This window comes from Rhodoferax sp. RT4P68 (assembly GCF_056521305.1).
In genome coordinates, this window is the sequence record NZ_JBWMBB010000015.1 from 92,000 (window position 1) to 105,948 (window position 13,949).

13 protein-coding genes are annotated in these 13,949 nt (G+C 66.5%); all 13 read left to right on the plus strand.

The features are described 5' to 3' along the window. Positions 1–81 precede the first annotated feature (81 nt). The 13 genes from AC099J_RS26465 to AC099J_RS26525 all read left to right on the plus strand — a co-directional run bounded on the left by AC099J_RS26465 (position 82) and on the right by AC099J_RS26525 (position 13,944). Complete coding sequence (locus AC099J_RS26465; protein ID WP_479618285.1) at positions 82–1,116, plus strand: branched-chain amino acid ABC transporter permease; 1,035 nt, start codon at positions 82–84, stop codon at positions 1,114–1,116. Between the two features lie 2 nt (positions 1,117–1,118). Continuing rightward, positions 1,119–2,411 carry a branched-chain amino acid ABC transporter permease gene (locus tag AC099J_RS26470; RefSeq protein ID WP_479618286.1) on the plus strand — a complete coding sequence of 431 codons (1,293 nt, stop codon included), beginning with the start codon at positions 1,119–1,121 and terminating at the stop codon, positions 2,409–2,411. Further along, positions 2,408–3,190, plus strand: coding sequence for an ABC transporter ATP-binding protein (locus AC099J_RS26475; RefSeq protein WP_479618287.1), 783 nt, complete (start codon positions 2,408–2,410; stop codon positions 3,188–3,190). Before AC099J_RS26470 ends, AC099J_RS26475 begins: the two co-directional genes overlap by 4 nt. Positions 3,191–3,192: 2 nt before the next feature. After that, the gene (locus AC099J_RS26480) at positions 3,193–3,888 is read left to right on the plus strand and encodes an ABC transporter ATP-binding protein (RefSeq protein ID WP_479618288.1); all 696 of its coding nucleotides are present in this window, start codon (positions 3,193–3,195) and stop codon (positions 3,886–3,888) included. A gap of 171 nt (positions 3,889–4,059) precedes the next feature. Continuing rightward, on the plus strand, positions 4,060–6,159 hold the full coding sequence (locus AC099J_RS26485; RefSeq protein ID WP_479618289.1) for a 3-hydroxyacyl-CoA dehydrogenase NAD-binding domain-containing protein: 2,100 nt from the start codon (positions 4,060–4,062) through the stop codon (positions 6,157–6,159). 30 nt (positions 6,160–6,189) lie between these two features. Further along, positions 6,190–7,365, plus strand: coding sequence for an acetyl-CoA C-acyltransferase (locus tag AC099J_RS26490; RefSeq protein ID WP_479618290.1), 1,176 nt, complete (start codon positions 6,190–6,192; stop codon positions 7,363–7,365). Further along, positions 7,365–7,820, plus strand: coding sequence for a PaaI family thioesterase (locus AC099J_RS26495; RefSeq protein WP_479618291.1), 456 nt, complete (start codon positions 7,365–7,367; stop codon positions 7,818–7,820). Before AC099J_RS26490 ends, AC099J_RS26495 begins: the two co-directional genes overlap by 1 nt. A 78-nt stretch (positions 7,821–7,898) precedes the next feature. Continuing rightward, entirely contained in the window at positions 7,899–9,728 is a 1,830-nt protein-coding gene (locus AC099J_RS26500) for an acyl-CoA dehydrogenase (protein ID WP_479618292.1), read from the plus strand. Between the two features lie 44 nt (positions 9,729–9,772). Then, on the plus strand, positions 9,773–9,982 hold the full coding sequence (locus AC099J_RS26505) for a hypothetical protein (protein WP_479618293.1): 210 nt from the start codon (positions 9,773–9,775) through the stop codon (positions 9,980–9,982). A 54-nt stretch (positions 9,983–10,036) separates the two neighbouring features. Next, positions 10,037–10,831: an SDR family oxidoreductase gene (locus AC099J_RS26510; RefSeq protein WP_479618294.1), complete on the plus strand. Its 795-nt coding sequence runs from the start codon at positions 10,037–10,039 to the stop codon at positions 10,829–10,831. Then, positions 10,828–11,241 carry a PaaI family thioesterase gene (locus tag AC099J_RS26515; protein WP_479618295.1) on the plus strand — a complete coding sequence of 138 codons (414 nt, stop codon included), beginning with the start codon at positions 10,828–10,830 and terminating at the stop codon, positions 11,239–11,241. Before AC099J_RS26510 ends, AC099J_RS26515 begins: the two co-directional genes overlap by 4 nt. A gap of 9 nt (positions 11,242–11,250) precedes the next feature. Beyond that, entirely contained in the window at positions 11,251–12,267 is a 1,017-nt protein-coding gene (locus AC099J_RS26520) for an NADP-dependent oxidoreductase (RefSeq protein WP_479618296.1), read from the plus strand. Between the two features lie 21 nt (positions 12,268–12,288). Beyond that, entirely contained in the window at positions 12,289–13,944 is a 1,656-nt protein-coding gene (locus tag AC099J_RS26525) for an isovaleryl-CoA dehydrogenase (RefSeq protein ID WP_479618297.1), read from the plus strand. The last annotated feature ends 5 nt before the right edge of the window (positions 13,945–13,949 follow it).

Sequence of the window (13,949 nt, forward strand, 5' to 3'; positions counted from 1 at the left end):
GTCGCCCACCGGCCCGACCCAGACGTTCTGGCTCGGGCCTTTTTTTGGCGGTAAGGCGGTCACAGCCGCCAAGGTGGGGTGATGGAGTTTTTCACAATTTCGATGCTCAACGGCTTGAGCTACGGGCTGCTGCTGTTCATGCTCAGCTCCGGCCTGACGCTGATTTTCAGCATGATGGGCGTGCTCAATTTTGCGCACGCCAGCTTTTACATGCTGGGCGCATACGCCGGCTACACGGTGACGCAACTGGTGGGCTTCTGGCCCGCGTTGGTGCTGGCGCCGATCGTGGTCGGCGTGCTTGGCTCTCTGTTCGAGCGGCTATGCCTGCGCAAGGTGCACAAGTTCGGCCACGTGCCCGAGCTGCTGGTGACCTTCGGTCTGTCTTTCGTGATCCTGGAAATCGTCCAGCTGGTATGGGGCCGCACGGCGGTCTCGTTCACGCCACCGCCTTCGCTACGTGGCCCGGCTTTCACGCTGGTCCAGCATTCGGTCGATGGTCTGCGCCTGGTCTGGGGCGCTGCGCCGGCCGAGATGTGCCGGGCGGCCGAGGCCGCGGTGCGCGTGGTCTGCTCGCCGTTCCCGGCGACGCGGGGCTTCATGATGCTGGTGGCCATGCTGATGCTGCTGGCGGTGTGGCTGCTGCTCACCCGCACGCGCATCGGCCTGGTCATCCAGGCCGCACTGACGCACCCAGAGGCGGTTGAGTCACTGGGCCACAACGTGCCGCGCGTCTTCATGCTGGTGTTCGGCGCCGGCGCGGCGCTGGCGGGGCTGGCAGGCGTGATCGGTGGCAGCACCTTCGTGACCGAGCCGGCCATGGCAGCGACCGTCGGGTCTGTGATCTTCGTCGTCGTCGTCGTCGGCGGCATGGGCTCGCTGTCCGGCGCCTTTCTGGCGTCCGTGTTGATTGGCGTGCTGCAGACCTTCGCAGTCGCGCTGGACCACTCGCTGCTGGGCGTGCTGCAGTCCCTGGGCCTCGAGCCTGGGCCGGCCGCCAGCAGCAACGCACTGCTGACTCTCACGATCTCCCAGGTTGCCCCGATCCTGCCGTACCTGCTGCTGGTGCTGATCCTGATCTTCCGGCCCAAGGGTCTTCTTGGCACGCGGGAGGGCTAGTCATGCAACGCACGCACTACACCTTCAAACCTTGGAACGTCGGACGCGTGGTCGTCTGGGGGCTGTTCGCGCTGGTCATGGCCGTGGCGCCGCTGGTGTTCACCAGCAACCTCTCGGCCACCATGCTGTCGCAGATGGGCATCGCCATCATCGCCTGCCTGTCGTTCAACATGCTGCTGGGGCAGGGCGGCATGCTCAGCTTCGGCCACGCGGTCTACACCGGCCTGGGCTCCTATGTGGCCATCCATGCGCTCAATGCCGTCAGCGGCGGCACGCTGCCGATCCCGGTCAGCCTGCTACCCATCATCGGTGGCATCGCGGGCATGTTCTTCGCCGTGCTGTTCGGATTCGTGACGACCAAAAAGGCCGGCACACCGTTCGCGATGATCACGCTGGGCATGGCCGAGTTGGTGTTCGCCATGTCGCTGATGTTCTCGGGCTTCTTCGGCGGCGAGGCTGGCATTAGCGGCAACCGCGTCGCCGGCAAGCCGTTCTTCGGCCTCAGCTATGGCCCGCAGATCCAGGTTTACTACCTCATCGCCATCTACACCTTCGTGTGCGTGGCCGCGATGTTCGCGTTCACGCGCACGCCGCTGGGGCGAATGCTGAACGCGGTGCGCGACAACGCGGAGCGAGTGGAGTTCATCGGCTACAACACGCGCCGTGTGCGCTACATCGCCTTCATCATTGCCGGGTTCTTTGCCGGCATCTCGGGCGGGCTGGCGGCGTTGAACTTCGAGATCGTCACGGCCGAGGTCGTGGGCACCGGGCGCTCGGGCTCTTACCTGCTGTTCACGTTCCTGGGCGGGGCCACGTTCTTCTTCGGTCCCATCATCGGCGCCATCCTGATGGTGCTGGCGTTCGTGCTGCTGTCCGAGTTCACGCAGGCCTGGCTGCTCTACCTGGGGCTGGTGTTCCTGTTCATGGTGATGTATGCGCCGGGCGGCATTGCCAGCCTCATCATGATGAACCTGCGTGTGGCCAGCTTCGGGTTGCTGCGCAAGCTCTGGCCGTCCTACCTGGCGTTGGGCGCCACAGCGCTGGTGCTGCTGGCCGGCGCCGCCGCCATGGTCGAGATGGTCTACCACCTGCAGCTGGGCGCCGCCATGGGGTCGGAGCTGCGTTTCATGGGTGCCACGTTGAACGTGAACAGCCTGGACAGCTGGTTCGGCTGCGTCCTCGTGCTGTTGACCGGCATCGGCCTGTTCGAGGTGTCGCGCCGCAGTTTCATGGTCGACTGGGGCGCAGTGCAGGTCGAGATCGAAAAAGAAATCAAGCGTCGGGAGGCATTGTGAACAGCGCAACCAGCACCGCAGGCACGCCAGCGTTGGAGCTGATTGACCTGCGCAAGAACTTTGGCAAGACGGAGATCATCCGTGGTGCCAATCTCAGCGTGGCGGCCGGTGAGCGCATCGCCATCATCGGGCCCAACGGCGCGGGCAAATCCACGCTGTTCAATCTGATCAGCGGGCGCTTCGGCGCCACCAGCGGTGAGATCCGCCTGGCGGGCCGGCGCATCGACGGGATGCCGCCTTACGAGATCAATCGACTTGGCTTGTCACGCAGCTTCCAGGTGTCCAACCTGTTCACACGGCTGTCGGTGTTCGAGAACCTGCGCTGTGGCGTGCTGTGGTCTCTGGGCTACCGATACGCCTTCTGGAAGTTCCTGGCCGATCTGAAAGACGCCAACGCGCGCGCCGAAGAACTGATGCACATGATCAAGCTCGACCGCAAGCGCGACGTGCTCGCCATGAACCTCACGTACGCGGAGCAACGCGCGCTGGAGATCGGGCTCACCATCGCCGGTGGTTCCCACGTGGTGCTGCTGGACGAGCCTACGGCCGGCATGAGCAAGAGCGAGACCACGCGGTTCATCCAGCTCATCCGTGATGTCACCGTAGGCAAAACCTTGCTGACGGTGGAGCACGACATGGGCGTCGTTTTCGGCCTGGCCGACAAAATCGCCGTGCTGGTCTATGGCGAGGTGCTCGCCTTCGACACACCCGACGCGGTGCGCGCCAACCCGCGCGTGCAGGAAGCCTATCTCGGCTCCGTTCTGGCGGAGGCCCACTGATCATGTTGCGCATCGACAACCTGCATGCCTACTACGGCAAGAGCCACGTGCTGCACGGCGTGAGCCTTGAGATCGGTAAAGGCGAAATCGTGGCGCTCCTGGGGCGCAACGGCTCTGGCCGTTCGACCACCGCCAAGGCCATCATGGGACTGGTGGACTGCGAGGGCAGCATCGACTGGAAGGGCCAGCCCATCCTGGGCCGCAAAGCCTATGAAATCGCACACCTGGGCATCGGCTATGTGCCCGAGAACCGCGATATCTTTCCCACACTGACGGTGCACCAGAACCTGCTGCTGGGCCAGAAGGGCAAGGGGCAGGGCAGCCGGTGGAGCTTTGACGATATGTACGGCATGTTCCCGCGCTTGAAGGAACGCCAGCACACAGAAGCCGGCGTGCTGTCCGGTGGCGAGCAGCAGATGCTGACGTTGTGCCGGGCGTTGATGGGCGACCCCGAACTCATCATCATCGACGAGCCGACCGAGGGCCTGGCGCCCAAGATCGTCGAACTGGTGGGCGAGTACCTCAAAGCACTGAAGGCCCGCGGCATCTCGGTGCTGCTGATCGAGCAGAAGCTGACGATCGCCATGTCCATTTCCGACCGGGCGCTGGTCATGGGCCACGGCAGCATCGTGTTCCAGGGGACGCCCGATGCGCTGCGCGCCGACAGCTACATCCGCAAGGAATGGCTGGAGGTATGAAGCGCTCCGAGCCGTCTCGGCGAGGCGCTTTCCAACCACGGGTTTCGGTGTCCGGCTGATACGGCCAGTCACAAGTCGCGCCTGGGACAAGTCCTCTTTCACGCCGACGTTCCCGTTCTCTAAAATCACCAAAAAAGAACGCTCGTTCTTTTAAATCCCAAGGAGCCATCCATGACCGCTGCCTACGCAGTCCACGGTGACGTCGCCGTCATCAGTCTGAACAATCCGCCGGTCAACGGCCTGGGGCTGTCCACCAGGCAGGGCATCACCGACGGCCTGGCCAAGGCCAACGCCGACGATGCCGTGAAATCCATCGTCGTCACCGGCGCCGGCAAGGCCTTCTCCGGCGGCGCCGACATCAAGGAATTCGGCTCGCCCAAGGCGCTGGCCGAGCCCAACCTGCTCAGCGTGATCCTGGCCATCGAGAACTCCTCCAAGCCCGTGGTCGCTGCCGTGCACTCGGTCGCCATGGGTGGCGGCCTGGAGCTGGCCCTGGGCTGCCACTACCGCATCGCGGCGCCCGGCTGCAACGTCGCGTTGCCAGAAGTCAAACTGGGCCTGGTACCTGGCGCGGGCGGCACACAGCGCCTGCCGCGCGTGCTCGGCGTGGAGACCGCGCTCAACATGATCGTCAGCGGCGAGCCGGTCAAGAGCGAGATGCTTGCCTCGCTGCCCGGCCAGAAGCTGTTCGACAAGATGGCGGCATCGCCCGAGTCGCTGGCCGATGAAGCGTTGGCCTATGCGCGGTCTGTGGCGGACGCGCGCCCGCTGCCACTGGTGCGCAACCTGCCCTGTAAGCACCCGCTGGGCGACGCCTACTTCCAGTTCGCGCGCAACATGGTCAAGGGCATGGCCAAGAACTTCCCGGCGCCCGCCAAATGCGTGGACACGGTCGAGGCCGCGACCAAGAAGAAGTTCGACGAAGGCATGGCTGCCGAGCGCGAAGCCTTCATCAACCTGATGTGGACGCCCGAGTCCCGCGCGCTGCGCCATCTGTTCACGTCCGAGCGCGCGGCCTCCAAGATTCCGGATGTGCCCGAAGACACGCCGCTGCGCAAGATCGAGAAGGTCGCCGTCATCGGCGCCGGCACCATGGGCGGCGGCATCGCCATGAACTTCCTGAACGCCGGCATTCCGGTCGTCATGCTGGAGATGAAGCAGGACGCGCTGGACCGTGGCGTCGCCACCATCCGCAAGAACTACGAAGCCCAGGTCAAGAAGGGCAAGCTCAAGGCCGACAAGTACGAGCAGCGCATGGCCGCCTTGACGACCACGCTGAGCTACGACGAGATCGGCTCGGCCGACCTGGTCATCGAGGCGGTGTTCGAAGAGATCGGCGTGAAGGAGAAGGTCTTCACCGAACTCGACCGCGTCATGAAGCCAGGCGCCATTCTGGCCAGCAACACCTCGACGCTGGATGTGGACAAGATCGCCTCGTTCACCAAGCGCCCGCAGGACGTGGTGGGCCTGCACTTCTTCAGCCCGGCCAACGTCATGAAGCTGCTCGAAGTGGTGCGCGGCGCCAAGACCGCCAAGGACGTGATGGCCACCGTGATGGTGGTGGCCAAGAAGATCAAGAAGACGGCTGTGGTCTCGGGCGTGTGCGACGGCTTCATCGGCAACCGCATGATCGAGCAGTACGGCCGCCAGGGCGGCTTCCTGCTGGACGAAGGCTGCACACCCGCGCAGGTCGACAAGGCGATGGAGAAGTTCGGCATGGCCATGGGCCCGTTCCGCATGGGCGACCTGGCGGGCAACGACATCGGCTGGGCCATCCGCAAGCGTCGCTATCAAGAAAAGCCCGACATGAAGTACAGCAAGACGGCCGATCTGCTCTGCGAGAAGGGCCGCTTCGGCCAGAAGACCGGCGCCGGCTGGTACGACTACGTGCCCGGCAAGCGCGACGCCATCCCGAACGCCGAGGTCGTGACCATGATCGAGGAGCACCGCAAGGCGTTGGGCATCACGCCGCGCAAGATCTCTGACGAAGAGATCGTGCAGCGCCTGGTGTTCTCGCTGGTCAACGAGGCGGCCCACATCCTCGAAGAAGGCATCGCCAACAAGGCCAGCGACATCGACGTGGTCTACATCTTCGGCTACGGCTTTCCGGTACACCGCGGCGGCCCCATGCTGTATGCGGACCAGGTCGGTCTGTTCAACGTGGTGCAGGCCATGCAACGCTTTGCCAAGAACCCGCTGGACGACGCCAAGTTCTGGCAACCCGCGCCGCTGCTCGCGCGGCTCGTGGCCGAAGGCAAGACCTTCAACTGATCCTCATCGAACGCTACCCTAGGAATTGCCATGACCAACGCCGTCATCGTCTCCACCGCCCGCACGCCGCTCGCCAAGAGCTGGAAGGGTGCCTTCAACATGACCCATGGCGCGACCCTGGGCGGCCATGCCGTTCAGCACGCCGTGCAGCGCGCCGGCATCGAGCCTGCCGAGGTGGACGACGTCATCATGGGCTGCGCCAGCCCCGAGGGTGCAACCGGCGCCAACATCGCGCGCCAGATCGCATTGCGCGCCGGCCTGCCCATCACCACCTCGGGCATGACGATCAACCGCTTCTGCTCGTCCGGCCTGCAGACCATTGCCACCGCCGCGCAGCGCATCATCGCGGGCGAGGGCGATGTCTACGTGGCCGGCGGCGTGGAGAGCATCTCCTGCGTGCAGCAGGAGATGAACACCCACATGATGACCGACCCCTGGCTGGTCAAGAACAAGCCCGAGATCTACTGGAACATGCTGCAGACCGCCGAGCAGGTGGCCAAGCGTTACAACATCTCGCGCGACGCGATGGACGAGTACGGCGCCGCCAGCCAGCAAAGGGCCACGGCCGCGCTGGAGGCGGGCTTGTTCAAGGCCGAGATCGCGCCCATCACCGTGACCGCCGGCGTGGCAGACAAGGTCATGGGCCTGACGACCAAGCAGGTGACGGTGGAGAACGACGAGGGCATCCGTGCCGGCACCACCAAGGAAGGCATCACCGGCCTGCGCTCGGCGCTGCCCGGCGGCCTGATCACGGCGGGCAACGCCAGCCAGTTCAGCGATGGCGGCGGCGCCTGCGTGTTGATGAACGAAACCCTGGCCGAAAAGCGCGGCCTCACACCGCTGGGCCGTTTCCTCGGCTTTGCGGTGGCCGGCTGCGAGCCCGATGAAATGGGCATCGGACCGGTGTTCGCCATTCCCAAGGTGCTGGCGCGTCTGGGCCTGAAGGTCAGCGACATCGACCTGTGGGAACTCAACGAAGCCTTCGCCGTGCAGGTGATCTACTGCCGCGACAAGCTGGGCATTCCGGGCGACCGGCTCAACGTCAACGGCGGCGCGATCGCGGTCGGTCACCCGTATGGCGTGTCGGGCCAGCGGCTGACGGGCCATGCGTTGATCGAAGGCAAGCGGCGCGGCGCCAAGCGCGTCGTGGTCACCATGTGCATCGGCGGTGGCATGGGTGCAGCCGGCGTGTTCGAGGTGCTCTGATGCCTGACGGCGCCGACGCCACAGCGCCGGGTGCACAGGAATTTCTGGCGCTGGGCCGCCAGATCCTGGCGTCTCAGCCGTTCAGCGTGCTGCTCGGCGCAGAGCTGTCGGCGCTGAAGCCGGGCGAGGTAGAACTGCAACTGGCGCTGACCGGCCAACTGTTGCAGCAGCACGGCTTTGCGCACGGTGGCGTTCTGAGCTTTCTGGCCGACAACGCGCTGACCTTCGCCGGCGGCACCGCGATGCGCGTGCCGGTGGTGACATCCGAATTCAAGGTCAACTATCTGCGCCCCGCCGTTGGCGAACGGCTGATCGCGCGGGCCCACGCCGTGCACGTCGGCCGCTCCCAAGCTGTCTGCGCTTGCGAAGTGTTCGCGGTGCAGGGCGGCGTTGAAAAGCTCTGCGCCCTGGCCCAGGGCACCATTGCCAAACTTCCAGAAACCCCGGCGCCGTGAGCTCTGCGCCGGGGCGCTCCAAGCAAGCTCGCACCGAAGGCGCTGCGCTGCGCAGTGCGACGCACGAAGGATAGCCAAATGACCTTGAGGCCCACCCTCGAATTCCTGCTGTACGACTGGTTGCATGCCACCGACCTGGCCGGCCGCACGCGCTATGCCGATCACACGCGCGAGACCTTCGACGCCGTGCTGGACACCTGCGAGCGCATCGCACGCGAGAAGTACGCACCGTTCAACCGGCTGGTGGACACCGAGGAGCCGCGCTTCGATGGCGAGAAGGTCATCCTCCCGGCCGCCAGTCATGCAGCGAACCGGGCCTATGCCGAGTCCGGCATGCTCAGCGCCGCGCAGGACTACGAGGAGGGCGGCATGCAGCTGCCCTACACAGTCGAGGCGGCGGCCAATGCCTTCTTCGCGCTGGCCTCGGTCAGCATCAACTCGTCGCTCTTGACCAAGGGCAACGCCAATCTGCTGCTGGTGCACGGCAGCGAGACACAGAAGGCCGTGTTCGCGCGCAACGAGTTCAACGGCCGCTTCTCCGGCACCATGTGCCTGTCCGAGCCGCAGGCCGGCTCGTCGCTATCGGACATCACCACCCGCGCGCTGCCCGACGGTGCGGACCATGGCGACGACCCGCTGGGCCCGCGCTACCGGCTGACCGGCAACAAGATGTGGATCTCGTCCGGTGAACACGAGCTGACCGAGAACATCGTGCACCTGGTGCTGGCCAAGATCCCCGGGCCGGATGGCAAACCGATCGCCGGCACACGCGGCATCTCGCTGTTCATCGTGCCCAAGAAGCTGGTCGACACCCAGGGCCAGCTGACGGGTGAGCGCAACGACGTGGCGCTGGCCGGCTTGAACCACAAGCTGGGCTGGCGCGGCACCACGAACACCCTGCTCAATTTCGGCGAAGGCAAGTACCCGGTGCGCGGCAGCGCAGGCGCCATCGGTTACCTGGTCGGCAAGCCGCACGAGGGCTTGCGCTGCATGTTCCACATGATGAACGAGGCTCGCATCGCCGTCGGCACCTCGGCCACCATGCTGGGGCTGGCGGGCTACTATGCCTCACTCGACTACGCCAAGAACCGCCCTCAGGGCCGGCCGCAGGGCAAGGCCGGCAAGGACGCCAGCGCGCCGCAGGTGCGCATCATCGAACATGCCGACGTGCGGCGCATGCTGCTGGCGCAGAAGTCCTACGGCGAAGGCGCACTGGCTCTGGAGCTGTACTGCGCGCGCCTGGTCGACGAGCTGCGCACGGGTGACGCCGCGTCGGTGGACGAGGCCCGACTGTTGCTGGAGGTGCTCACGCCGATTGCCAAGAGCTGGCCCAGCGAGTGGTGCCTGGAAGCCAACTCGCTGGCGATCCAGGTGCACGGCGGCTACGGCTACACGCGCGACTTTCCGGTCGAGCAATATTGGCGCGACAACCGGCTCAACATGATCCACGAGGGCACGCACGGTATCCAGGCCATGGACCTGCTGGGCCGCAAGGTGCTGATGGAAGACGGTCGCGGCCTGGCGCTGCTGGGCGCACGCCTCGCGCAGACGGCAGCGCGTGCCGCTCTGCAACCGGCGCTCGCACGCGAGGCCGCCGAGCTGCAGGATGCATGGGCCGCTGTGCTGGCCGCCACGCGTGCTGCGTGGTCCACCGGCCAGCCGCACGAAGCGCTGACCAACGCCGTGCCCTACCTGCAGGCCTTCGGCCATGCGGTGCTGGCCTGGATCTGGCTCGACGTGGTGAGCGCGCCGTTGGCCGCAGGCGCGCCGCAGGGCGCGGCCGCACAAGGCCGTCACGCCGCCATGCGATTCTTCTACCGCTACGAGCTGCCCAAGATCGGTGCCTGGCTGGCCGTGGTGGCAAGCCGCGACCCGACCTGTGTCGATCTGGCGGAAGACGCGTTCTGACATCCACGCGGGCCGTGCGGAATCTGCGGGGGTACAGTCCTGCCATGGCTTCACCCCAATCTATCAAGCGGCTGCAGATGCTGATCTGGATCCTGGTCTATGGCGGCTTGCTGACGCTGGTCCTGGGCCTGGCCACGCACCGCATGGACGAGACGATTGGCCTCGTCCTCATCGTCGCGGGTGGCCTGGTGGCCGCCGTGGGGTTCGGGCTGATCTACGTGCGCTCGCGCCTGACGTCGTCGTCTTCCCCATAAAGTGCCGCAGGCGCGGCGCCTGATTTTGTAAGTCTTTCACTCCAAGGAACCGAGATGAGCCGCAATGTCCAACAACTCTTCGATCTCCAGGGCAAGACCGCACTGATCACCGGTGGCTCGCGCGGGCTGGGCCTGCAGATGGCCCACGCCTTGGGCGAGGCCGGCGCCCGCATCATGCTGAGCGCCCGCAAGGCCGACGACCTGGAGGTGGCCGCAGCCGACCTGCAGGCCGCCGGCATCGACGCCCGCTGGATCGCGGCCGACTGCGGCAAGGAGGAAGACACCCGCCGTCTGGCCGACGAGACGCTGGCGCGCATGGGCGCCATCGACATCCTCATCAACAACGCCGGCGCCAGCTGGGGCGCGCCCGCCGAGGAGCACCCGGTCGCGGCCTGGGACAAGGTCATGAACCTGAACGTGCGCGGCTACTTCATCCTGTCGCAGCAGGTGGCCACCGGCTACATGATCCCGAACAAGCGCGGGCGCATCATCAACATCGCGTCCATCGCGGGCCTGAACGGCAACCCAGTGGGCATGAAGACCCTGGCCTACAACACGTCCAAGACAGCCGTGTTGGGTTTCACGCAGACGCTGGCGGCCGAGTGGGGCCACTACGGCATCACCGTGAACGCCATCTGCCCCGGCTTCTTCCGCACCAAGCTGGCCTCGGGCCTGATCGACCAGCTCGGCGAAGACCACATGAAGGCCGGCGTGCCGCTGGGCCGTCTCGGCGACGACGAAGACCTGAAGGGCATCGCGCTGCTGTACGCCAGCGAGGCCGGCAAGCACATCACCGGCCAATGGATGGCCGTCGACGGCGGGGTCAGTGTCGTCCTGGGGGCGGCGTGACGGGCACCGGTGGGCTCGACGTGCCCTTTGTCGACCACCTGGGCATGGTGTTGACGCGCTTTGCGGGCGGCGAGTCCGAGATGGACTATGAAGCCCGGCCGGAGCACATGAACAACTTCGCCGTCACGCATGGCGGCGCCTGCATGACCTTGCTCGACGTCTCCATGGCCACGGCCGCGCGCAGCCTGCGCGACGACATGGGCGTCATCACCATCGAGATGAAAACCACCTTCATGCAGCCGGCGCGTGGCCCGCTGCGCGCGCTTGGCCGCGTGCTGCACCACACCGGCCGCATGGCCTTCACCGAGAGCCGCATCGTCGATGCCGAGGGCCGCGTGTGCGCACACGCCACCGGCACCTTCAAGTACGTGCCGCGCTCGCCCAACTCCCGCACCCTCCCTTCCGACTGAGACATCGCCATGCCCAAGAACCAACAGATCCTGCTCGACAACCGCCCCGAAGGCGAAGCCACCACCGCCAACTTCAAGCTTGTGGACTCGGAGACGCCCGCGCTCAGCGATGGCCAGGTGCTGGTGCGTCACCATTTCATGAGCCTGGACCCGTACATGCGCGGCCGCATGAACGAGTCCAAGAGCTACGCTGTCCCGCAACCGCTGGGCCAGGTGATGCAGGGCGGCACGGTCGGTGAGATCGTCGAGAGCCGCCATCCCCGTTACGCCGTGGGCGACAAGGTGGTCGGCTTCGGCGGCTGGCAGCAGTACAGCGTGGTCGACGCCACGCAGCCCGGCAGCCTGCGCAAGGTCGACACCAGCCAGGTGCCGCTGTCGCACTACCTCGGCGCGGTCGGCATGCCGGGCGTCACGGCCTGGTATGGCCTCGTCAAGATCATCGCGCCCAAGGCCGGTGAGACGCTGGTGGTCAGCGCGGCCAGTGGCGCCGTTGGCAGCGCGTTCGGCGCGCTGGCCAAGGCGCGCGGCTGCCGCGTGGTGGGCATTGCCGGCGGCCCGGACAAATGCGCGTATGTGAAAGATGAGCTCGGCTTCGATGATTGCATCGACTACAAGGTGCACGCCGACGCCAAGAGCCTGTCGGCCGCGTTGAAGGCCGCCTGCCCGCAGGGCATCGACGGCTATTTCGAGAACGTGGGCGGCGTCATCTTCGATGCCGTGCTCTCGCGCACCAACGCCTTCGCACGCATCGCGCTGTGCGGCATGATTGCCGGCTACGACGGTGCGCCGCTGCCATTGGCCAACCCCTCGCTGCTGCTGATCAACCGCATCAAGCTGGAAGGCTTCATCGTCAGCGAGCACATGGAAGTCTGGCCTGAGGCGTTGGCCGAGTTGGGGGGGCTGGTCGCCAGCGGCAAGCTGCGCCCGCGCGAGTCGGTGGCCCAGGGCCTTGCTGCCGCACCCGAGGCCTTTCTGGGTCTGCTCAAGGGCAAGAACTTCGGCAAGCAGGTCGTGCAGCTGGTCTGACCGGCTTCGCCGCAGACCGCCATGCCCGCCACGCACGAGGTCTTCAACCAGCCGGCGCCCCTGGTCGGGTATGACCTGTTCGCCGGCAACCAGGCGCTGCGTGACGCGCTGGCCTGCCATGCACCTCATCTGCCACTGGCGCCGCTGCAGGCACTGGGCCGCGAACTGGGCGCTGCCGAGATGCAGAGCCATGCGCGGCTGGCCAACCAGTTCGCGCCGCAGTTGCAGACACACGACCGCTTCGGCCGCCGCGTCGATCTGGTGGAATTCCACCCCAGCTACCACGCGTTGATGCAGGCCGCCGTGGGCGCAGGGCTGCACGGCACGCCCTGGGGGGCCGATGCCGGGCGCTCGGCTCACCTGGAGCGCGCGGCCGGCTTCATGCTGTTCACCGAGCTGGAGCCGTCCATCCTGTGCCCCATCTCGATGACCTACGCCGCCACACCGGCGCTGCGCGGCAACCCGGCGGTCTATGTGGACTGGGCGCCCAAACTGCAGAGCCACTGGTATGCGCCGGGCTTGCAGCGCATGGCCGACAAGCCCGGCGTGACCATGGGCATGGGCATGACCGAGAAGCAGGGCGGCTCGGACGTGCGCGCCAACACCACGCAAGCGCGTCACGCCGGCCGCGACGCCTGGGGCGAGCGCTATGTGTTGACCGGCCACAAGTGGTTCTTCTCGGCGCCCATGTGCGATGCCTTCCTGGTGCTGGCGCAGGCACCGGCCGGGCTGTCGTGCTTCTTCCTGCCGCGCGTGCTGCCGGACGGCACCGTCAACGCGCTGCGCATCCAGCGCCTGAAGGACAAGCTGGGCAACCACGCCAACGCCAGCTCCGAGGTCGAATTCGACGATGCCTGCGCCTGGCTGGTCGGTGAAGAAGGGCGCGGCGTGCCGCAGATCCTGGAGATGGGCAGCATGACGCGGCTGGACTGTGCGCTGGGCACGGCCGGGCTGATGCGCCAGGCGCTGTCACTGGCGCTGCACCACACGGCGCAGCGCCAGGCGTTTGGCAAGCGCCTGATCGAGCAGCCCTTGATGCGCAACGTGCTGGCCGACCTGGCACTCGAATCGGAAGCTGCGACCGCGCTCGCACTGCGACTGGCGCACGCGTTCGATCACCCGGGTGATCCGCACGAGGCGCTGATGGCCCGGCTGCTGACGCCGGTCGCCAAATTCTGGATCTGCAAGCGCGGCGCTGGCTTTGGGCAGGAAGCCATGGAATGCCTGGGCGGCAACGGCTATGTGGAGGAGGGCGGCCAGGGCGTCATGGCCCGCATCTACCGTGAGATGCCGCTCAATTCGATCTGGGAGGGCGCCGGCAACATCATGGCGCTCGACCTGTTGCGCGTGCTGCGCAAGGCCGATGTCGGCGCCGCGCTGGCGGCCGAACTGGCGCCGGTGCGCGGGGCGTCGGCCGCGCTGGACCGGCTGGCCGATGCCCTGCCGCAGCGCATCGACCAACTGGACGGTGACGAGCACCAGGCCCGGCGCCTGACGCAGGACGTGGCGCTGGCCGTGCAGGCCGCGCTGCTGCTGCGCCACGCGCCGTCGGCGGTCTCGTCCGCGTTCTGCGCCTCTCGCATTGCCGGCGACTGGGGGCACAGCTACGGCAGCCTGCCAGGTGCCACCGACTTCGACGCCATCGTCGACCGTGCCATGCCGCACGCCCCCCACTGATCCCA

Bases quoted from the DNA above. Each gene is read 5' to 3' on its own strand.
- AC099J_RS26525 (WP_479618297.1), top strand. From the start codon at position 12,289: ATGCCCGCCACGCACGAGGTCTTCAACCAGCCGGCGCCCCTGGTCGGG.
- AC099J_RS26510 (WP_479618294.1), top strand. From the start codon at position 10,037: ATGAGCCGCAATGTCCAACAACTCTTCGATCTCCAGGGCAAGACCGCA.
- AC099J_RS26495 (WP_479618291.1), top strand. From the start codon at position 7,365: ATGCCTGACGGCGCCGACGCCACAGCGCCGGGTGCACAGGAATTTCTG.
- AC099J_RS26480 (WP_479618288.1), top strand. From the start codon at position 3,193: ATGTTGCGCATCGACAACCTGCATGCCTACTACGGCAAGAGCCACGTG.
- AC099J_RS26505 (WP_479618293.1), top strand. From the start codon at position 9,773: ATGGCTTCACCCCAATCTATCAAGCGGCTGCAGATGCTGATCTGGATC.
- AC099J_RS26470 (WP_479618286.1), top strand. From the start codon at position 1,119: ATGCAACGCACGCACTACACCTTCAAACCTTGGAACGTCGGACGCGTG.
- AC099J_RS26485 (WP_479618289.1), top strand. From the start codon at position 4,060: ATGACCGCTGCCTACGCAGTCCACGGTGACGTCGCCGTCATCAGTCTG.
- AC099J_RS26500 (WP_479618292.1), top strand. From the start codon at position 7,899: ATGACCTTGAGGCCCACCCTCGAATTCCTGCTGTACGACTGGTTGCAT.
- AC099J_RS26465 (WP_479618285.1), top strand. From the start codon at position 82: ATGGAGTTTTTCACAATTTCGATGCTCAACGGCTTGAGCTACGGGCTG.
- AC099J_RS26490 (WP_479618290.1), top strand. From the start codon at position 6,190: ATGACCAACGCCGTCATCGTCTCCACCGCCCGCACGCCGCTCGCCAAG.
- AC099J_RS26520 (WP_479618296.1), top strand. From the start codon at position 11,251: ATGCCCAAGAACCAACAGATCCTGCTCGACAACCGCCCCGAAGGCGAA.